Genomic DNA, 20,216 nt, shown 5'->3' with positions numbered 1-20,216 from the left:
ACTCGGTTGGACGGGTTGCGACTCACTCAGGGGATCGGCTGGCCGGAGTCGCGCTCCTTGACCGCCTGGGCGAATCCCACTTCCTCGCAGCGGGCCTTGAAGCGCACGCCTTCCGGGCTGTGGCGAGTGATGCCGTCGAAAAGCGTGGCGAACATCTGGGTGGTTTCCAGGCCCATGTTGTGAAAGGCCTGGTTGATCATCAGCTTCTGCATCATCAGCTGGTTCTTCGGGATGCCCTGCATGCGGGCAGCAAGCGTCTGTACGGCCGCATCCAGTTCGGCCTGGGGCACGCTCTGGTAGACCAGGCCGAGGCGCTGGGCCTCGCGGCCATCGATCAAGTCGCCGGTGAGGAGCATGCGCTTGGCCTTCTCCGGGCCCAGGCGGTAGACCCACATGGCGGTGGTGGGGCAGCCCCAGACCCGCGCCGGCGGGTAGCCGATCACCGCCTCGTCGGCCATGAGGATCAGATCACAACACAGGGCGATGTCGCTGCCGCCGGCCACCGCCGGGCCATGGACCTTGGCGATCACCGGTTTGTAACTGCGGAACAGGCTCATGAAGTGCTCGGTGTTCTTCTTCATCAGCACGTAGTCGACCATCGGGTCCCAGGGCATTTCCTGGCTGCCATAGATGCCGCGTGGATTCTCGGCGAAGAACTTGAGGTCGTAGCCGCTGCAAAATCCGCGCCCGGCGCCGGTGAGTACGATCACATGGACAGCGTTATCGGCGTTGGCGCGCAGCACGGCCGCTTCGAGGTCGGCCGGCATGCGGTCGTCGATGGCGTTCAGGCGCTCCGGACGGTTCAGGGTGAGTGTGGCGATGCGGCCGTCAACAGCGTAATGGACGGTGGACTCGGTCATGGGGAAGCACTCCATTGTTTTTGTTGGTCGAGGGCTTGGCGCGTCGAGATAAATAAGTAAACTGAATTCACTTTTGTTGTCTATCAGTTTGTCGAGTGCTTGCATGTCCGATCTTTCCGCCAAAGCCCTGCGAACCCGTACCAGCCTGCTGGATGCCGCCCGAGCAGAACTGCTGGAACAGGGTGGCGGCCTGGAGGTGGGGCGGGTGGCGGAGCGGGCGGGAGTCTCGGTCGGCCTGATCTACCGCTACTTCAATTCTCGCGCGGGCCTGCTTGCGGCGGTGGCCGAGGATTTCCACGATCGCTACCAGGCCGAGGTGATGGCGGTGGACCCGCTGCCAGGCGCCGAGGACTGGTGCAGCCGCGAGGAGCAGCGGGTCAGGCTCGCAGTGCAGTTCGTCTACGCCGAACCCCTGGCTCCACTGTTGCTGGTGAGCCTGGCGCGGGAACCGGAAGTGGCGGCGCTGGAAGCCCAGCGCATCGCCGAGAATGTGCGCCAGGGTGCCGACAACATCCGCCGCGGCCAGGCCGCCGGCCAGTTGAACGCCAGCCTCGACCCGGAGTTGGTGTCGGCGATGATCCTCGGCGGCATGCATCAGGCGCTGCTGGAAGCCCTCGGCCGCTCGCCGCGGCCGGCGGCGGAGCAGTTGTCCCGCCAGCTCTGGCATTTCATCCGTGGCGCCCTGGCGCCACTCCAGCCGACTTGACCACAAGCAGAGGTGGCCATGCAGCACGCGACCCAGGTGGAACTACTCAAGCGAACCCTTGCCCTGGTGGAGCAGGGCATATCCGATTGCGTCGAAGAGCCGTCGGCGCTGCCGGTGGAGGTCTACCTGGACGAGCAGCGCTACCGCCGCGAGCGGGACGAGGTATTGCGCCGCGAGCCGCTGCTGGTTGCCCGTTCCAGCGAGATATCCCCGGGCCACTTCATCACCCGTGACCTGTTGGCGCCGTTGCTGCTGACCCGCAACGAGCAGGGCCGGCTTCGGGCTTTCCTCAACGTCTGCAAACACCGTGGCACCCAACTGGTGGGCGATGCCGCCGGGCCCAATCGGGTGTTCGTGTGCCCCTATCACGCCTGGTCCTACAATCCAGATGGCCAGTTGCGCGGCATTCTCCATGGCTATGGCTTCGAGGGCATCGACCGGGCTTGCCTGAACCTCACGGAAGTGCCGGTGGCCGAGCGCTTCGGCGCCGTCTGGGCACGTCACTCATCGGGGCCGGCACTGGATATGGAGGCGTTCTTCGGCGAGCAGATCCTGGCCGACTTCGACAGCTTTGCCCTGGGCGACCACGTGATCTTCGATCCTCGGGACATCCGCCGGCCGGTGAACTGGAAGCTGACCATCGACACCTTTCTGGAGAACTACCACGTCGCCCGCGCACACCAGGCCACCATCGACCACTTGTTCTGGCCCAACCTGGGCCTGTTCGAGCGCTTCGGCCGGCATATCCGCAATTACTACGTGAAGCGCAACCTGCGCGATATCCTCGATCAGCCTGAGCGCGACTGGAACCTGCGCCGTCACGGCAACCTGCTGTACTTCCTCTGGCCCAATACCCTGGTGCTGGTGGAGCCTGACCATATCGACTTTTCCACGGTGTTCCCCGATGGCCCGCGGGCCACTCGTGTGCTCGGCCATACCCTGTTGCCGGAGGAACCGGTGACGGAGAAGGCACAGCGCTATTTCGAGAAGAACAACACGATTCTCTATTCGGCCCTGGAAGAGGACTTCGCCATGGCGGCGCGGGTACAGGCGGGCATTCAGGCCGGCGCCAGTGATCGGCTGTGGCATGGGCGGTTCGAGCAGGCGCTGAGGTGGTTTCACCAGGGGCTGGATGAGGCGTTGGGGGATGGGCGGGTGGAGGTATTGGGAGGGTAAGGCGGGACTTGAGCGGGAGGCTGGTTCGGACCGGATTGGCAATTTTGTGTGATTGCCCTTGCTTGGCTCTGCGCGGCTAGATACCTCCCTCACCCCCGGCCCCTCTCCCTGAAGAGGAGAGGGGTGACGGTGCTGGCGAGTCTGGAGAGAACCTGAAGCCCGTACGGGTCTGAAATCGAGTAGAGAAGGTGGGGCCGGGCCCCCGGCGCAACGATGGAGCGAGGGCGCCCCGGCGAAGACGGGCCCGGATGCAGGGGCAAGCCCTTTTGATTTCTTTTGGGTGGTGCGGCATTCCGACGACTGCCAAAAGAGGCTCGACGGGGGGGGCGAAACCGAAACCCAAAGCCCGCTCGGCAGCGAGCTGTACAACAGAACTCCAAGCCCCTTCACACCGGATTACCAATCCGGTGTGAAGCTCATCCACCGGGACCTGCCAAACATCCACAAAAAACCCGGCATCAAGCCGGGCTCTTGATGACGTGCAACCCTCAAAGCGCCCCAAACACCTTCTTCGCCAGGCTGGTAGCGGCGCCGGCCGGGTTCTGGCGGATGCTGGCTTCCTGCTCGGCGATCATCTTGAACAGGCCGTCCAGCGCCTCTTCGGTCACGTAGCTCTCGATGCTGGCGCTCTTGGCATCGACCACGCCGAAGCTCGCGGCCTGGCCAGCGAAGCTGTTGTACTGCTGCGCCAGGCCGACCTTGTCGGTTGCCTGCTTGACGATGGGCAGGAACTTGGCGCGCAGTTGTTCACGGCTGGATTTGTTCAGGTATTGGGTGGCGGCATCATCCGGACCGCTGAGTATGCCCTTGGCGTCCTGCACGGTCATCTTCTTCACCGCATCCACCAGCAGTGCCTGCGCCTGGGGCACGGCGGCCTCGGCGGCCTTGTTCATGCTGGCTTCCAGCTGTTCGACCTGGGCGCCCATGCCCATCATTTTCATGGTCTTGGCGGCCTTGCCCAGGTTACCCGGCAACTCAATGCGCACGTCCGGGTTATTGGTGAAGCCACCAGGCGTGCCCAGCTGCTGCACGGCAACCTTGGCCCCCTGGGTCAGGGCGTCTTTGAGGCCGCCGCTGGCATCCGTCTGGCTGAGGTCGGCGATAGACAGGGCGAAGGCGCTGGCCGACAGGGCGAGGCCGGCACAGAGGGTGGTGAAGCGAATCATGGCTGCATCCTTGTGGCGATTGGCTGGTCAGAAACTCAGCGGACAGGGTCGACTTTTATGCCCAGAGGCTGTGGGTTGGAGCCGTCGAGTTTAACCGAGTGCTGCTCGGTACTGATGAACATCAGCTTGCCATCCAGCTCGATGCGCGCGCTGACGGCATAACGGTGGTTGGACTGGACCTTGGTCGGGTCGTAGTCGAGACGAAAGTTCAAAGGCACCTGGCCCTCGATCGGCCCCTGCTGGCGAGTCAGCTCCACGGCGGGGGCACCGGCCAACGAAACATCCTGCAGGCCACGTCTCCGAATCAAGGCGGATGAACTGAAATCGCCCCCGAAGCGGGGGCGATGCACAGGTGGGGTCAGGGTATCAATCGTCCATCGCCGTGCTGGAGATGGCATTGAGGGTGTTGTTGAACTGCACCGTTTCGTTGAAGGTTTTGACGAGGTTGCGGAATCGGTCCTTGGCTCCGACCAGTTGCTTGAGCTTCTCGGCCAGGTCGTCGTCCTTACGGTTCAACGAGGCCTCGCGTTCGTCCAAGGATTCGGTGCGGCGCAGCAGGGACTCGGCCAGTTCGTCATTGCGCTGCTTTTCCAGGCGCAGGGATTCAGCGAGCTTGGCGGTACTGCGATCACGGGCCTCGACATTCTCGGCAAGAGCCTTGAGCGCTGCGCTGCGCTCGGCCAGGGCGCGGGCATTGTCTTCGGCGTTGCGCTCAAGGTTGGAGACTTCGCGGGTCAGGCGGGTTTCCAGCAGCCGCAGCTGTTCTTCCTTGTCGGCGAGGAGGCGTTCCTTTTCGTAGAGTTGCGATTTGCGCTGGTCCAGAGTCTCCTGCTGTTTCACGGCCTCCAGCTTCTGCAAGGTCAGGCCCTTGGCCATTTCCGCCAGGGCGTCGAGGGTGTGCTGCACATCGCTGAGGACGCCGTCGGTGTCGGCGCCGAGGGTAGGGAGGGCGCTGGGTGGCTCGTGCTCTTCGACCGGGCGTATTTCAACCACGGGGTCGCTCAGGGTAGGCGGTTCGCTGTCCGGCAACGCTGGTGCCTGTGCTGCGACTTCCGCGCTGAGCCGCTGCAGGTCCCTGGTTTCCAGTGCGTCGTCCAGGTCCGCCCTGGGTTCTGGAACGGTAACGGGCGAGGCAATGTCCTGCACGGGCGTCTGTTCGGTTTCTTCCGGCGGTGGAGCTGGCTCGGACGGCTCTTGCTCGTGGTTTGCCTCCGGCAGCGGTTCGACACTTTCCTCGGCCTCTGCTGAGATTGCGGATTGGGGCAGGCTGAAGTCCACCCCCAGGGCGCGGCTGTCGATGCGGGCGGGCGGTTCTTCCGCGTGAGGCGGTTCGGATTGCAGCGGCGGGCTGCTGGAGGGGAGTGGGGCGCCGATGTTGGGACTTTCGCGGGTGGCGATCAGCGTGAGCACGGCGCTCTTGTTGATCGACAGGCTGCGGTGTTCTGTTGCGCAGGCGGGCTTCTGCTGTTCGCCAGTGAGCTCGCCCTTGAGGTCGATGAAGTGGAAATCCAGTTTGCTTGATTCACTCACAGCTCGTCCTCCCTGGTGATCTGCTTCAGTACCTGCACGGCGTAGCGCCACTCCTGCTCGGACTCCAGGCACGCCAGCCGATAGCCATTCTCCAGCGGTACGGCGCTGGCCACGTACACCTTGGAGGTGCCGTGGCGGCCTTCTTCGTTGAGGGTGTAGACGACGATGTTGCGGTCGATGAGAGGGATGGCGAAGCTGCACAGGATGGCGGCGTTGACCACTTCCTGTGCGTCGTTCTCGACGGTGATGGTTCTCAGCAGCATGGGGTGAGTCTTCCGTATTCGGGGCAGGAGATGCACTCGGATGGCCGAGTTAGTGCAGCGCCGAATGGTACGGAGGGGGCTGGGGCAAGCCTGTCGGGAGCCGTCTGCTTGTGCTGTGTGAATGGTCTTGAACGGTGCTGCGGACCGACGCCGGGCCATGCATGCCCGGCGTTGGAAAGCGCAGTCAGCTGGCTTCGGCCGGAGCGTTCGCCTCGGGCTCGATCTGGCGATCGAATGCCACTTGACGGATGGACAGGCGAATTTCCGCCGGCAGGACACGCTTGGCGGCGCCTTCGGCCAGTTCGCCGAGCAACTCGTGGTAGCTCAGCTTGCCGGTTTCGTCCCGGCGCAGCACGCGTTGGTCCAGCAGGGTCTGGATGAAGTGGCGGAACAGGCTCTTGTCGAAGAATTCCGGGGCATTGAGACCGTGGAGGATCGACAGGCGCTGGGCCATGACGGTGCAGAGGTCTTCTAGTTCCTCGGCGCTCAGCTGGTTCTGGCCCACGTTCAGCAACAGGGCGATGGCCATGTAGAAGCGTTGCAGGGTCTGGACGATGGCGCGGGCCAGCAGGGTCAGCAGGACGAACTCCCGCGAGCTGGGCGCCGGGCGCACGTAGACGTCCCCCTCTACCTTGAGCAAACCCTGCTCGACGAAGGCCGCCAGCCACTGGTCGACCACGCCTTCCAGCTCGTTGGCGTCCCAGCGGATGAACAGTTCCGCTTGCAGATAGGGATAGAGCGCGCGGGTGTAACGCAGGATCTGCTCCCGGCTCATGCGCGCGCTGCTCTGGAAGAAGCAGGCCAGCAGCGCCGGCAACGCGAACACATGGAGCACATTGTTGCGGTAGTAGGTCATGAGGACGGCGTTCTGCTCATCCAGATAGAGGATCTTGCCCAAGGGGTCCTTCTGCTCGGCCAGCAGGTTCATGCTCTGCACGTACTGGATCAGCGCCTGGCCGTCGCCTTCCGGCAGGGTGGCGTGAGGCGAATAGGGGACGGCGCGGAGCAGGGTCAGGTAGAGGTCGAGCACACGCGTGAGGGCGCGTTCGTCCAGGGCCAGACGGCTGGTGGACAGCAGCGCCAGGGCCACCAGATTGACCGGGTTGATCGCCGCCGCGTCGTTGAGGTGGCGGGCGATGCGCACGGCCAACTGGTTGGTCGTGTCGTTGAGCCAGGCCGGGCGGAACTGTGGGCCCAGTTCCTGGACACGCCAATCCGGCTGTTGCTGGTCGAGGAATTCGGCCAGCTTGATCGGTTCGCCGAAGTTCACCGCCACCGAGCCGAAGCGCAGCTTCAGGGCGCTGACGACCTTGAACAGATCGAAGATGGATTCCTTCTTCTTGCTCGCTCCGCGCAGTTCACCCAGGTAGGTGCGGCCTTCCAGCACGCGCTCGTAGCCGATGTACACCGGCACGAAGACGATGGGCAGGCGCGATGAGCGCAGGAAGCTGCGCAGGGTGATGGCGAGCATGCCGGTTTTCGGATGCAGCATGCGCCCGGTGCGCGAGCGTCCGCCCTCGACGAAGTACTCCACCGGGAAGCCGCGGCTGAACAGCGTGTGCAGGTACTCGTTGAAGACCGCGGTGTACAGCGGGTTGCCCTTGAAGGTGCGGCGCATGAAGAAGGCGCCACCGCGGCGCAGCAGGCCGCCGATCACCGGCATGTTGAGGTTGATGCCGGCGGCGATGTGCGGCGGTGTCAGGCCATTGCGGAACAGCAGGTAGGACAGCAACAGGTAGTCGATATGGCTGCGGTGGCAGGGCACGTAGATGACCTCGTGGCCATGGACGCTCTCCTGCACCTGCTCGATGTGGTTGACCTTGATGCCCTCGTAGAGCTTGTTCCAGAACCAGGACAGCACCACTTCGAGGAAGCGAATGGCGGTGTAGGCGAAGTCGGAGGCGATCTCGTTGCCGTACTTCAGGGCCTGTGCCTCGGCGGCGGCCAGGCTGACCTTGTCGCGCTCGGCCTCTTCGGCGATGGCCTGGCGCACCAGCGGGCCGCGTACCAGGCCCTTGACCAGGTTGCGGCGGTGCGACAGATCGGGACCGATGACGGCGGTCTTCTGGTTGCGGAAGTGGACCCGCAGGATGCGATTGACCATGCGCAGGGTGCGCTCCGGGCCCTTGTCCTGGTCCACCAGCTCGCGCAGGTGGATGGGGGCGGAGAACTGCACACGGGTCTTGCGCCCGAGGATGAGGATGCTGACCAGCTTGCGCAGCCGGCCGGTCACTGCCCAGCTGTCCGCGAAAAGCAGCTTCCAGGGGCTGGTCTCGCGGTCGGGGGATTGGCCCCAGAACACCGTCACCGGGATGATCTGCGCGTCTTCCACGGCGTGTTGCTGGATGGCACCCAATACCCGTACCAGGGTCGGGGATGCGCCGCGTTTGTCCTGGCCACCCAGCCAGCCCGGCTCGGGCGTCAGGTGGAAGAAGGCTGCCGGCTCCAGCAGGCCGCCCACCGCGACCGGAAGCACCGGACGCGGCAGACCGGCTTTGGTGCACTCCCGATCCACCACCGCCAGGTCGCTGGCCGAAGGTTGCTGCAGCACGTAGAGCACCGGTTTGCTGCGGTCGAGCTTCAGCGTGAAGGCGGACTGGTTGATGGTTTCCGAGCGCACCCAGAGATAAAGCAGGCGACGCAGGGTGCCGAAGGCAAGTCGGCGGAAGGGGGAGCGGGTCATGGCGCGGAAAGGCTGTGAAACGAGCGATTGCTCGGGGCGGCTAGTTTGCCGCATTCGCCGTTGGGTCGCAAAAAGGCGTGGACGGTCGTTTTCCGATGAATTTTCCTGCAACTTTTCGCTTCGGTGTCTGTCTTGCAATGGCGTCGGCGGACTCCTTATAGTCCGGCAGCGTTTTTGCAGGGCCCCTGTGGCCAGCATGGCCAGGGGCTGCTCCCTACGGGACTAGAGGCCATGATCGAGATAACCAGTCTGACCAAGCGTTTTGCGCAGCACACCGCTGTGGATAACCTGTCTTTGTGTGTCGCACCTGGCGAGGTGCTGGGGTTCCTTGGCCCCAACGGCGCGGGCAAGTCCACCACCATGAAGATGCTGACCGGCTTCCTGGCGCCGACATCCGGCACCGCGAGCATCTTCGGCTTCGATATACAGACCCAGACCCTCAGGGCCCAGCGGGAGATCGGCTATTTGCCGGAGGGTGCCCCCTGCTACGGCGACATGACGGTGCGCGGCTTCCTCGAGTTCATTGCCGAGATCCGTGGCTTGCGCGGCGCGCTGAAGAAGGAGCGGGTGGCGCACGCGGCGGCCCAGGTGGAACTGGAGAACGTCCTCGGCCAGTCCATCGAGACGCTCTCCAAGGGCTTCAAGCGCCGCGTCGGCCTTGCCCAGGCGATCCTCCACGATCCCCGCGTGCTGATCCTCGACGAGCCCACCGATGGCCTCGACCCGAACCAGAAGCACCAGGTTCGCCAACTGATCCAGAGCCTGGCCCGCGACAAGATCGTGATCATCTCCACCCACATCCTCGAGGAGGTCGCGGCGGTCTGTACCCGCGCGGTGGTGATCGCTTCCGGGAAGGTGGTGGCCGACGGCACGCCCTTCGAGCTGGAAAGCCGCTCGCGCTACCACCAGGCAGTCACCCTGGTCGCCGACGAGCCGCTGGACATGCTGGCCCTGGCGGTCCTGCCGGGCGTGGCCGGGATCGAGGAAAACGGCATCCCTGGCGGCCTGACCATCCTCGCTAAGCCGGGTGAGGTGATCTTCCCGCAGGTGAACCAATTGATTCATGCGCGGGGCTGGAAGGTGAAGGAACTGGATGTGGAGCGCGGTCGACTCGACGAAGTATTCCGCCGACTGACCCGGGGAGAAGCGGCATGAAACAGTTGCCGGTGATTTTCAAGCGCGAACTGGCGAGTTACTTCGCCACTCCGCTGGCGTACGTGTTCATCGTGATCTTCCTGGTGCTGTCCGGGGTCTTCACCTTCTATCTGGGCGGCTTCTACGAAAGCGGCCAGGCGAGCCTCGCGCCCTTCTTCAACTTCCACCCCTGGCTGTACCTGTTCCTGGTGCCGGCCATCGCCATGCGCCTCTGGGCCGAAGAGCGCAAGTCCGGCTCCATCGAGCTGTTGATGACCCTGCCGATCACCCGCTTCGAGGCGGTCACCGGCAAGTTCCTCGCCGCCTGGGCCTTCGCCGGGCTGGCGCTGCTGCTGACCTTCCCGATGGTCATCACGGTCAACTACCTGGGCGAGCCGGACAATGGCGCCATCATCACCGGCTACATCGGCAGCTGGTTGCTGGCTGGAGCCTTCCTTGCCATTGGCTCCTGCATGTCGGCGCTGGCGAAGAACCAGGTGATCGCCTTCATCCTCGCTGTCAGCGTGTGCTTCCTGTTCATCGTCAGCGGCTTTCCGCTGGTGCTGGACGCCTTCAGCACCTGGGCGCCCCAATGGCTGCTGGATGCCGTGGCCTCGATGAGCTTCCTGACCCGTTTCGATGCCATCAGCAAGGGCGTGATCGACCTGCGTGACCTGCTCTACTTCGTCACCCTGATCGCCGCCTGGCTGGCTGCCACCGCTGTGGTGGTCGATCTGAAAAAGGCCGACTGAACATGAAAAGACTGATGTATTCCAGTGCCGGGCTGCTGTTGATCGCCCTGGCCTTCCTGGCGTTCAACATGCTCGCCGGGCTGACCCTCACCAACGCGCGGGTCGACCTGACCGACCAGAAGCTCTACACCATTTCCGACGGGACGAAGAAGATCCTTCGCGAGATCGATGAGCCCATCAACCTGTACTTCTTCTACTCCGACAAGACCGCCAAGGACCTGATGGTGCTGCGCAACTACGCGCGACGTGTCGAAGAGATGCTGAAAGCATACGAGCGGGCTGCCGACGGCAAGATCAAGCTGCACATCATCGACCCCGAACCCTTCTCCGAAAACGAGGACAAGGCTGCCGAGTTCGGCCTGCAGGCCGTTCCGCTGCAGCAAGGCGGAGACCAGGTGTACTTCGGCCTGGCCGGCACCAATGGCGTCGACGACACGCAGATCATTCCGTTCTTCCCGCTGGACCAGGAGGAGTTCCTCGAATACGAGATCAGCCGCCTGGTGCAGGGCCTGGCCAAGCCGGAACGCCCCGTGGTGGGCGTACTCTCCGGGCTGCCCCTCAACGGCGGCTTCGACATGGCAAGCCGCCAGCCAACACCGTCCTGGATGGTGATGGAGGAAGTTCGCCAACTGTTCCAGATCGAGAGCCTGAAGCGCGACATCGACCAGATTCCCGAGCGAGTCTCGGTGCTGCTGCTGGTGCACCCGAAGGACCTGTCGGAACAGACCCGGTACGCCATCGACCAGTTCGTCCTGCGTGGTGGCAAGCTGCTGGCCTTCGTCGACCCCTGGAGTGAAGCCGACAACGGCATGGAACTGCCAGGCGAGCCGGGCGGCGACAAGTCCTCCGACCTGGACAACCTGTTCAAGGCCTGGGGCGTACAGATGGTGCCGGGCAAGGTGTTGGGTGACGGCGCCAACGCCATGTCGGTGAGCATGGGGCCGGACAAGCCACCTGCTCGTCACGCGGCCTGGCTCAACCTGCCCAGGGGCAGCTTTGACCAGGGGGATATCAGCACCGCGGGCCTGGAGAACATCACCGTCGCCACCGCCGGTATCCTCAAACCGCTGGATGGCGCCAGGACCCGCTTCGTGCCGCTGATCCAGAGTTCCGAGTACTCCATGCCCTTCGACGTGCAGCGCTTCGGCATGCTCGCCGACCCCGAGGAACTGATCCGCGAGCTCAAGCCTACCGGTGAACGCTATACCATCGCTGCGCGCATCAGCGGTCCTGCGGAGTCGGCCTTCCCCAACGGCATCGAAGGTCGCAAGGATGGACTCAAGTCGGCGGCGAACATCAATGTGATCGCGGTCGCCGATACCGACATGCTGAGCGACCGCATGTGGGTGCAGGTGCAGGACTTCTTCGGCCAGCGTGTGCCACAGCCCTGGGCCGACAACTCCGGCTTCGCCATCAACGCCCTGGATAACCTGGCCGGCTCCGAGGCGCTCATCAGCGTTCGGTCCCGTGGCCGGTTCAGTCGTCCATTCGAGGTGGTGGAAAAGCTCCAGCGCGATGCCGAGGTGAAGTTCCGTGAGCAGGAGCAGGAGCTCCAGCAACGACTGACTGACACCGAGCAGCAACTGGCTGCGTTGCAGCAGAACCAGGACCCGGCAAAGGCCCTGGAGCTGACCCCGGAGCAACAGGCTGCGCTGCAACGGTTCATCCAGGAAAAGGTGCGTATCCGCAAGGAACTGCGCGAGGTGCGATTCCAGCTCAATGCCAGCATCGAGGACCTTGGGCGGACCCTGAAACTCATCAACATCGTCCTGGTGCCGCTGGTGCTGACACTGGGTGTGCTGGTGCTGTGGTTCTGGCGCCGTCGACGCAAGGCTTGAGGAGGACTGTATGGGACGCAAAAGCCTGATCATGCTCGGCCTGCTTGCTGCTGGCCTGGGGGGCGCCTATTTCATCCAGCAGGAACGCTCGCGGCCGCAGCCGCAGCAGACCAGCGTCAGTCGCGAGCTGCTGCTGCCCGACCTGCAAGGCAAGCTGGCCGCGGTGACCGCGCTGGACGTGCGGCGCCCCGAGCAGCCCGACCTGCGCCTGGAGCGCAGGGGGGACGTCTGGGTATTGCCGGCCAAGGCCGACTATCCGGCAGCGGGACAGTCTGTGGCGAGCCTCCTGAGGGCGTTGTCAGAAGCGCGCAAGGTGGAAGCCAAGACGGCCAATCCCGCATTGCACGGACGGGTTGGCCTGGCTGACAAAGGCAATCCGGACGAGCAGGGCACGCGCATCACGTTGCTACGCGGCAGCGATGCACCTCTGGAGCTGCTGGTGGGCAGGTCGGCGCAACAGGGCAGCGGGCAATTGGTGCGGCTCTATGGGGACAACCAGGTCTGGTTGATCGATCAACTGCTGCCCATGCCGGCCACTGAGCTCAACTGGCAGGATCGTCGGATCGTCGAGGTCCCCTTCACCAGCATCCGGCAAGTGGAGGTGGCGTATCCGAATGGCACTCGCCTGACCGTCTACCGGGATTCTGCGGAAGAGCCCAACCTCAAGCCCAGGCAAATGCCCAAGGGCCGTCGCCTGGCTCATGAGGCGGCGGCGAACGGCATGGCGACGCTCTTTTCCGCTCTGGAGTTCGCCGACAATGCGCCCCTGGCGCAGGTGAAGTTCAAGGGCAAGCCGCTGCTGGAGTTCAGCCTCTCCACCTTTGGCGGCGGGGAGTTGCGTGGCCAGGTCTATGGGCAGGGCGAGCAGCCCTGGCTGGTGCTCAAGGACAAGCGGAAACTTGGCGATGAGCAGGTGCCCGGCAAACTGGATTGGGCCTATCGATTGGAGCCATTCCAATATCAGGCATTGGCCAAGAAGCTCGAGGATGTACTTGCTGCCAAATAGCGCAAGTTATTGAAGGAAGGCGGAATAATGGACAAAAGCTCGTTCATGTCCGCCTTTCCTTATGCCCCATTTTGTACGCCAAAAGAACCAAAAAAGGGCGTCCAGCCCGCGTGGCACGGCCGTTCTGCACGGTCATAAAAAAGTGCTTTTCAGCGCGAACTCTTGTCGTATACTCCGGTCGCGGTCATAAAAAGAACGCCATTCGAATACCCGCTCCAAGCTTGATTCGGCCGGGGTTGGATATAACAAGAAGAACGTCTTTACCGCACTGTCGAAACCCCCACTAAAGGGGGCACACAATAAAATTGCGAGTTGGAGAGAGCAGTAATGGCTGATCGTGAGGTCGGAACCGTCAAGTGGTTCAATGACGCCAAGGGCTATGGTTTCATTCAGCGCGAAAGCGGTCCTGATGTATTCGTTCACTACCGCGCTATCCGCGGCGAGGGCCACCGCTCTCTGCTGGAAGGCCAGAAGGTAGAGTTTTCCGTGATCCAGGGTCAGAAAGGCCTGCAGGCGGAAGACGTCGCCAAGGTCTGAGACTCCAAAGCAAAAGGCCCGTCACTGACGGGCCTTTTGCTTTCTACGGTTCCTGCGCTCCAGCGCGACGAAGCCGGGCTGCCCCGTCAGTCCGTGCGCCAGATGAATTCCTCTTCGCCTTCCGCGTTCACCTTGATCCAGCGATCGGCGTCCTCCTCGCCCTGTGCTTCCTGCCAGCCGCCCGGTGCGCAGCGAATTTCTACCCCGAGGGCCGCAAAGGCCGCGCGGGCGCAGCCCAGATCATCCTGCCAGGGCGATGCGTCGCTCTCCAGGTAGAGGCTGTGCCACTTGCCCACGGCCTTGGGCAGCCAGGTGACGGGAATATCCCCGGCCAGGCACTTGAAGGTCTGCCCTTTCTGTTGCCAGGGCGTGCAGGGGCCCAGCGCCTCGTTGAGCCACTGGGTGACGGCTTCCTGGTCGGCGTCCTTGAGGTAGATCTCGATATCGGGTTGGCGCATGGGGAGGGCTCTCTAGATTCTCTCGATCCAATCGTAGCGAATGGATACCGTCACTTCGAACGCTTCGGCGATCACCGCGGCGCGACGCTCGGCGCTGGCGCGCCAGCCATGGGGTGTCATGGCCAGCAGGTCGGTGCGGGCGTCTGCATCGGCCAGATTCAGGCGATAGCTCAGGGTTTCGCTGTGGGCCAGGCGCATGCCGTCGGGAATCTGTGCCAGGTGCTTCTGGTCGTCGTAGTCGCGGACTTCGTCGTACAGCTTCTCGCGCAGTTCCAGCAGGTGCTCGCGGGTCGGCCCCATGCGCAGCAGGCCGCCGCCGGGCGCCAGCAGGCGCAGGGCTTCCTGCCAGTCCAGCGGGCTGAAGACGCTGGCCAGCAGATCGCAACTGCCATCGGCCAGGGGCACGCGTGCCATGCTCGCGACCATCCAGTGAAGCTGCTGGGCGCGGCGGCAGGCTCGCTTCACCGCCTCGCGGGAGATGTCGAGGGCGTAGCCGTCGGTTGCCGGCAGCGCCATGCCCAGTTGGCCGGTGTAATAGCCTTCGCCGCAGCCGATATCCAGCCAGGTTTCCGGATCGCGCTCCGCGGCGAGGGCCGCCAGGCGGGAAGCCAGCGGCGCATAGTGCCCCCCGTCGAGGAAGCGCCGACGAGCCTCGACCATGGTGGCGTTGTCGCCTGGGTCGCGGCTCTTCTTGTGCTGCACCGGCAGCAGGTTGTAGTAGCCCTGGCGCGCGCGGTCGAAGCTGTGGTTGGCCGGGCACACCAGGCCCTGGTCGCGGGTGCTCAGGGCGCCCTGGCAAAGGGGGCAGATGAGCTTCATTGGGCGAGCAGGCGGACCAGGGTCTGTTGATAGATATCGGTCAGCAGGTCGAGGTCGCTGGCCAGTACCCGCTCGTTCACCTGGTGGATGGTGGCATTCACCGGGCCCAACTCGACCACCTGGGTGCCCATGGTGGCGATGAAACGGCCATCGGACGTGCCGCCGCTGGTGGAGGGTGTCGTGTCGCGGCCGGTGATGGCCTTGATGCTGGCGGACACCGCGTCCAGCAATTCGCCCGGTTCGGTGAGGAAGGGCAGGCCGGACAAGGCCCATTCCAGGTGATAGTCCAGCCCGTGCTTGTCGAGGACCGTCTCGACGCGGCGCTGCAGGCCTTCCACGGTGGATTCGGTCGAGAAGCGGAAATTGAACACCGCCACCAGTTCACCGGGGATCACGTTGGTGGCGCCGGTGCCGGAGTTGAGGTTGGAGACCTGGAAGCTGGTCGGCGGGAAGAACGTGTTGCCGTCATCCCAGTGCTCGGCGGCCAGTTCGGCCAGGGCTGGTGCGGCCAGGTGGATGGGGTTCTTCGCCAGGTGCGGGTAGGCCACGTGGCCTTGCACGCCGCGCACGGTCAGCTTGCCGCCCAGGGAGCCGCGACGACCGTTCTTCACCACGTCACCCACTAGGGAGGTACTCGACGGCTCGCCGACGATGCACCAGTCCAGGCGCTCACCACGGGCGGCCAGTCGCTCGACCACGGCCTTGGTGCCGTGATGGGCGGGGCCCTCTTCGTCACTGGTGATTAGGAAGGCGATGGCGCCTTTGTGCTGCGGGTGCTCGGCGATGAAGCGCTCGACCGCTACCACCATGGCCGCGAGGCTGCCTTTCATGTCGGCCGCGCCGCGGCCGCAGAGCATGCCCTGCTCATCGATCAGGGCATCGAACGGCTGGTGCTGCCAGGCTTGCACCGGGCCAGTGGGAACCACATCCGTGTGGCCGGCGAAGCAGAGTACCGGGCCTTCACCGCCACGGATGGCCCAGAAGTTTTCCACATCCTCGATGCGCATGCGCTCGATACGGAAGCCGGCGGCTTCCAGGCGACGCATCATCAGGTCCTGGCAACCTTCGTCGACCGGGGTGACAGACGGTCGGCGAATAAGGTCGCAGGCAAGTTCGAGGGTGGGGGACAGGGACGACATGAAAGGCTCCGGAGGGCAGCGCGGCAACGCAAGGGATGAAAAGGCCGATATCTTAAAACAAGAACGGCGGCCATAGGCCGCCGTTTAAGGGTTTCGCTCGCCGTCAGGCGGTGGCGACCTCGTCTTGCTCCTCTTCCTGACCCTTGGGCAGGGAGGAGAGCAGGGCCATGATCAGCGCCGCCAGGTAGGGCAGCGACTGCACCAGCAGCATGGCGACCCAGAACTTCACGTCCGGGCTGGGCATGCCCTGGACGATGGCGATGCCGATGGCCGCGCCCCACAGCAGCAGCATGATGAAGACTTCTTCGCGGGCTTCGGCCAGGGCCATCAGCAGGCCGTGGTTGCTGCGCATCTTCGGCGTGCGGAAGAACGGAATGCTCTTGGTGAAGAAGCCATAGAGCACGGCCTTGGCGATGGTGTGCGAGAGCGCGAGCCCCGCAACCGCAGCACAGAAGGCATCCTTCAGGTTGACCCCCACCGCTCGCTGGTACAGGAACACGATCTTGGCCACCTTGAAGAAGAACAGCGCCAGCGGCGGGATGGCGAAGATCAGCAGTGGCGGATCGACTCGTTGCGGCACGATGATCATCGCTGCCGACCAGAGCAAGGCACCGGCGGTGAAGAAGATATTCAGGCCGTCGGCCACCCAGGGCAGCCAGCCGGCGATGAAGTGGTAGCGCTGGCCACGCTTGAGCTTGGATTCCTTGCCCAGGAACAGGCTGCGAGCGTGCCCCTTCATGATCTGGATGGCGCCGTAGGCCCAGCGGAAGCGTTGCTTCTTGTAATCGATGAAGGTGTCCGGCATCAGACCACGACCGAAGCTCTGGTGCGCGTAAGCTGCGGCATAGCCGCTCTTGAACACGCGCAGGCCCAGTTCGGCGTCTTCGCAGATGGTCCAGTCGGCCCACTTCAGCTCGTCCATCACGCTGCGACGGATCATGGTCATGGTGCCGTGCTGGATGATGGCGTTGCGGTCGTTGCGGGTGACCATGCCAATGTGGAAGAAGCCCTTGTATTCCGCGTAGCAGAGCCGCTTGAAGGTGTTCTCATTGCCGTCACGGTAGTCCTGGGGCGACTGCACCACAGCGATATCCGGGTCGGCGAAGTGCGGGACCATGTGCTTCAGCCAGTTGCGATCCACGCAGTAGTCGGAGTCGATCACGGCGACCACTTCGGCATCCGGCGCGGTGTAGGGCAGGATGTAGTTCAGTGCGCCGCCCTTGAAACCCTCCAGGGGGGCAACGTGGAAGAATTTGAAGCGCGGGCCCAGTTGCTCGCAGTAGTCGCGCACCGGTTCCCAGACGGTCGGGTCCTTGGTGTTGTTGTCGATGATCAGGACTTCGTAGTCCGGATAGTCGAGGTTGGCCAGGGCATCGAGGGTCTGTTTGACCATCTCCGGCGGCTCGTTGTAGCAGGGCACGTGCACCGACACCTTCGGGCGGAACGCGCTGTCGGCCAGCACCGGCAGGAAGGGGCGGCGGCGCTTGCGCACCCAGACGGCCTCGGCCAGCTCATGGGCTTCGGTCAGCAGCACGATGAACACCCCCAGCGCGCCGACACCCAGTAGCAGGCCGACGGTCAGGCTGAACCAGGTGCTGTACTGCTGGCTGTAGTCGTAGGCGATCCAGACCAGTACCGAGCCACCGGCAAAGGCGACGAAGGTCAGGAAGGTGCGGCCACGCTGGCGCAGGGCGCTGCCATCGATCAGCGTCAGGGCCAGGGCCAGCAGGGCCATGACCACCGAGGCCACGGCGAGCATTCGCCACTGCGGGATCGCGATTACCGGGCCTTCGAAGGCGAACTTGGGCTGGCGATCGAGGTTGTAGACGCCCCAATAGGCGCCCACCGAGCCCTCGTCACTCGCCTTCCATGGCTGGTCGAAGGCTTCGATCACGAAGTAGTTGTAACCCTTGGCGTTGAGGGTGTTGACCAGGGTACGCAGGTAGATCGCCTGATCGGCCTGGGATGCATCCGCGCCGCCGCGCATCCGGCCGTTGCTCGGCCAGCCCACTTCGGAGAGCAGCAGGGGCTTCTTCGGGAAGGCCTTCTTCAGGTCCTTGGCGCGCTCCAGGACGAACTCGGTGGAGTCCTCCATCGGCACGAACTCCCAGTACGGCAGCACGTGAGCGGCTACGAGGTCGACGTGCTTGGCCAGCTCCGGGTATTTCAGCCAGATGTGCCACTGCTCGGAGGTGGTGACGGGTACCTTCACGGCGGCGCGGACACGGTCCAGGTAGACCATCAGGTCCTTGCGGCTGATCTCGCGGCGGAACAGGGCTTCGTTACCTACCACCACGCGGACTACGCTGCGGGAGGCGTTGGCGATTTCGATAGCCTTGGCGATCTCGCGCTCGTTGCGCTCTTCGTCCGGGCTGATCCAGACACCCAGGGTCACCCGCAGGCCGAACTCTTCGGCCAGGCGCGGGATGTCGGCCAGGCTGCCGTCCACCGAGTAGGTGCGGATATTGTCGGTCTGCTTGCTCACCAGTTCGAGATCCTGGCGGATCTGCTCGTCGGTGGGATAGCGGTTCGTTTGCGGGTTCTGGTCCGCGCGGAAGGGCGAGAAGGAGTAGCCGGAGATCTGTTCCGGCCAGTCCGGCGCGGTGACCGGGCGGTTGTAAAGCGCCCAGATACCGGTGAACAACGCGGCGACCGCCACGAAGACCACCAGATTGAGTCCAAATTTACGCGATGGCATAGAGGTCAAGGGTTCCGAATCGTGGAACTGGGTTCCAGACGAAAGCCGCCAATGGCGATTTTTCGTGCGGAACCTGGGGTAGGGCCAGCGGTTTGCTGGTCGGCGCGAATCCTACCCCGGCGCCCAACAGCTGTATAGATTGCGACCAGCCGGGGAAGCCGGATGGCTGTCCCCGCCAGATGGTTTGTTTGCCTGCGGCGCCAGAAGTTCGGCCGATGTGGCAAAAAGCCGCTTCGGGTTGGGTCGGGGGCTCAGAGTGCGCGCAGGAGAATGCGCTCGCTGGCTGCCAGATCCAGGTCGTGGCGCTCGCTCAGGGCCGTCATGCCGTGGCGTTCCAGCTGGGCCAGAACCTGAGGGATCACGTCGGCATCCAGGCCGTGTTCGGACAGACGGGTGGGCACGCCCATGCGCTTGAAGAAGTCGCGGGTGGCCTGGATGGCGGCGTCGATGCGCTGTTCCTCGTCGCCTTCCTTCAGCCCCCAGACACGGGCGGCGTACTGCAGCAGCTTCTCGCGTTTGACCTGGCGGCGTTCGGCCAGCAGCGCCGGCAGCACCAGGGCCAGGGTCTGGGCGTGGTCGATGTGATACAGGGCGGTGAGTTCGTGGCCGATCATGTGGGTCGACCAGTCCTGCGGCACGCCACAGCCGAGCAGGCCGTTCAGGGCCTGGGTCGCGCACCACATCAGGTTGGCGCGAACGGCGTAATCCTCGGGGTTGGTCAGCGCCTTCGGGCCTTCCTCTATCAGGGTCAGCAGCAGGCCTTCGGCGTAACGGTCCTGCAGCGGTGCGTCGGCTGGGTAGGTCAGGTACTGCTCGATGGTATGGACGAAGGCGTCCACCACGCCGTTGCCGATCTGCCGGGGCGGCAGGCTGAAGGTGGTGTGCGGGTCGAGAATGGCAAAGCGGGGGTAGAGCAGGGCACTGGAGAAGGAGAGCTTCTCCTGGCGGGCGACGTGGGTGACTACACCATGCGGGTTGCTCTCCGAGCCGGTGGCGGCCAGGGTCAGCACGCAGCCCATGGGCAGGGCCGCCGTGATGCGCGTGCCGCTGAGCAGGTCCAGCGGATCGCCGTCGTAGCAGGCCGCTGCGGCGATGAACTTGCTGCCGTCGATCACCGAGCCGCCCCCGACGGCAACGATGAAATCGCACTGCTCGGCCTTGGCCAGTTGTGCGGCCTTGACCAGGGTGTCGAACTGGGGATTCGGTTCGATGCCGCCGAATCGGGTTACCGGGTGGCCGGCCAGCGCTTGTTCGACCTGCTGCCATACGCCGTTCTGGAAGATACTGCCACCGCCGTGGGTCACCAGTACCCGGCTGCCGGCTGGAATATCCCGTGCCAGTTTGGTGATCTGGCCCTCGCCGAAATGGATGCGAGTGGGGTTGTAGAAGGTGAAGTTGCGCATGACCGGCTCCCTTGTTGTTATCGGCCGACTATAGCCCCGGCGGACCGC

Annotated in this window: 17 protein-coding genes and 1 pseudogene; 7 read left to right on the top strand and 11 right to left on the bottom strand. The window is 64.1% G+C overall.

Translation table 11 applies throughout. The features are described 5' to 3' along the window. Window positions 1-26 precede the first annotated feature (26 nt). Complete coding sequence (locus tag THL1_RS22770; RefSeq protein ID WP_069085353.1) at window positions 27-860, bottom strand: crotonase/enoyl-CoA hydratase family protein; 834 nt, start codon at window positions 858-860, stop codon at window positions 27-29. A 103-nt stretch (window positions 861-963) separates the two neighbouring features. Here THL1_RS22770 and THL1_RS22765 point away from each other — a divergent pair, with 103 nt between their 5' ends. Next, window positions 964-1,566 carry a TetR/AcrR family transcriptional regulator gene (locus tag THL1_RS22765; protein ID WP_069085352.1) on the top strand — a complete coding sequence of 201 codons (603 nt, stop codon included), beginning with the start codon at window positions 964-966 and terminating at the stop codon, window positions 1,564-1,566. An 18-nt stretch (window positions 1,567-1,584) separates the two neighbouring features. Beyond that, on the top strand, window positions 1,585-2,742 hold the full coding sequence (locus tag THL1_RS22760) for an aromatic ring-hydroxylating oxygenase subunit alpha (RefSeq protein ID WP_069085351.1): 1,158 nt from the start codon (window positions 1,585-1,587) through the stop codon (window positions 2,740-2,742). Between the two features lie 488 nt (window positions 2,743-3,230). Here THL1_RS22760 and THL1_RS22755 read toward each other — a convergent pair whose 3' ends face one another. From THL1_RS22755 to plsB, 5 genes and pseudogenes are all read right to left on the bottom strand, one after another. After that, window positions 3,231-3,908 (bottom strand): DUF4197 domain-containing protein, encoded by a 678-nt coding sequence (locus THL1_RS22755; protein WP_069085350.1) that lies wholly within the window; start codon window positions 3,906-3,908, stop codon window positions 3,231-3,233. A gap of 35 nt (window positions 3,909-3,943) precedes the next feature. After that, window positions 3,944-4,198, bottom strand: a pseudogene (locus THL1_RS22750) (YbaY family lipoprotein); the annotation flags it as partial. A 76-nt stretch (window positions 4,199-4,274) separates the two neighbouring features. Then, window positions 4,275-5,438: a hypothetical protein gene (locus THL1_RS22745; protein ID WP_069085348.1), complete on the bottom strand. Its 1,164-nt coding sequence runs from the start codon at window positions 5,436-5,438 to the stop codon at window positions 4,275-4,277. After that, window positions 5,435-5,701, bottom strand: a complete 267-nt coding sequence (locus THL1_RS22740) for a hypothetical protein (protein WP_069085347.1) — start codon at window positions 5,699-5,701, stop codon at window positions 5,435-5,437. The genes THL1_RS22745 and THL1_RS22740 overlap by 4 nt, the downstream gene beginning before the upstream one ends. 184 nt (window positions 5,702-5,885) lie before the next feature. Then, a complete protein-coding gene (plsB, locus tag THL1_RS22735; protein ID WP_069085346.1) occupies window positions 5,886-8,384 on the bottom strand; it encodes a glycerol-3-phosphate 1-O-acyltransferase PlsB in 2,499 nt (832 codons plus the stop codon). 231 nt (window positions 8,385-8,615) lie between these two features. On the opposite strand from plsB, the gene THL1_RS22730 reads away from it, so the two are divergent. From THL1_RS22730 to THL1_RS22710, 5 genes are all read left to right on the top strand, one after another. Next, complete coding sequence (locus THL1_RS22730) at window positions 8,616-9,539, top strand: ABC transporter ATP-binding protein (RefSeq protein WP_069085345.1); 924 nt, start codon at window positions 8,616-8,618, stop codon at window positions 9,537-9,539. Beyond that, window positions 9,536-10,270 (top strand): ABC transporter permease subunit, encoded by a 735-nt coding sequence (locus tag THL1_RS22725; protein WP_069085344.1) that lies wholly within the window; start codon window positions 9,536-9,538, stop codon window positions 10,268-10,270. The genes THL1_RS22730 and THL1_RS22725 overlap by 4 nt, the downstream gene beginning before the upstream one ends. Window positions 10,271-10,272: 2 nt before the next feature. Next, window positions 10,273-12,108: a GldG family protein gene (locus tag THL1_RS22720; protein WP_069085343.1), complete on the top strand. Its 1,836-nt coding sequence runs from the start codon at window positions 10,273-10,275 to the stop codon at window positions 12,106-12,108. A gap of 10 nt (window positions 12,109-12,118) precedes the next feature. After that, the gene (locus tag THL1_RS22715) at window positions 12,119-13,114 is read left to right on the top strand and encodes a DUF4340 domain-containing protein (protein ID WP_069085342.1); all 996 of its coding nucleotides are present in this window, start codon (window positions 12,119-12,121) and stop codon (window positions 13,112-13,114) included. Between the two features lie 327 nt (window positions 13,115-13,441). Beyond that, complete coding sequence (locus THL1_RS22710; RefSeq protein WP_016494409.1) at window positions 13,442-13,651, top strand: cold-shock protein; 210 nt, start codon at window positions 13,442-13,444, stop codon at window positions 13,649-13,651. Window positions 13,652-13,737: 86 nt separating this feature from the next. Here THL1_RS22710 and THL1_RS22705 read toward each other — a convergent pair whose 3' ends face one another. From THL1_RS22705 to THL1_RS22685, 5 genes are all read right to left on the bottom strand, one after another. Further along, on the bottom strand, window positions 13,738-14,109 hold the full coding sequence (locus THL1_RS22705) for a hypothetical protein (protein WP_069085341.1): 372 nt from the start codon (window positions 14,107-14,109) through the stop codon (window positions 13,738-13,740). 12 nt (window positions 14,110-14,121) lie between these two features. Next, a complete protein-coding gene (locus tag THL1_RS22700) occupies window positions 14,122-14,928 on the bottom strand; it encodes a putative RNA methyltransferase (protein WP_069085340.1) in 807 nt (268 codons plus the stop codon). Next, complete coding sequence (gene dapE / locus THL1_RS22695; protein ID WP_069085339.1) at window positions 14,925-16,067, bottom strand: succinyl-diaminopimelate desuccinylase; 1,143 nt, start codon at window positions 16,065-16,067, stop codon at window positions 14,925-14,927. The genes THL1_RS22700 and dapE overlap by 4 nt, the downstream gene beginning before the upstream one ends. A gap of 103 nt (window positions 16,068-16,170) precedes the next feature. Then, the gene (locus THL1_RS22690) at window positions 16,171-18,765 is read right to left on the bottom strand and encodes a glycosyltransferase (RefSeq protein ID WP_069085338.1); all 2,595 of its coding nucleotides are present in this window, start codon (window positions 18,763-18,765) and stop codon (window positions 16,171-16,173) included. Window positions 18,766-19,016: 251 nt separating this feature from the next. Next, window positions 19,017-20,168 (bottom strand): iron-containing alcohol dehydrogenase, encoded by a 1,152-nt coding sequence (locus tag THL1_RS22685; protein ID WP_069085337.1) that lies wholly within the window; start codon window positions 20,166-20,168, stop codon window positions 19,017-19,019. Window positions 20,169-20,216 lie beyond the last annotated feature (48 nt).

The organism is Pseudomonas sp. TCU-HL1 (assembly GCF_001708505.1).
GTDB lineage: Bacteria > Pseudomonadota > Gammaproteobacteria > Pseudomonadales > Pseudomonadaceae > Metapseudomonas.
Note: the sequence above shows the minus strand (reverse complement) of the source record. Positions and strands in the feature narration are given on the sequence as shown.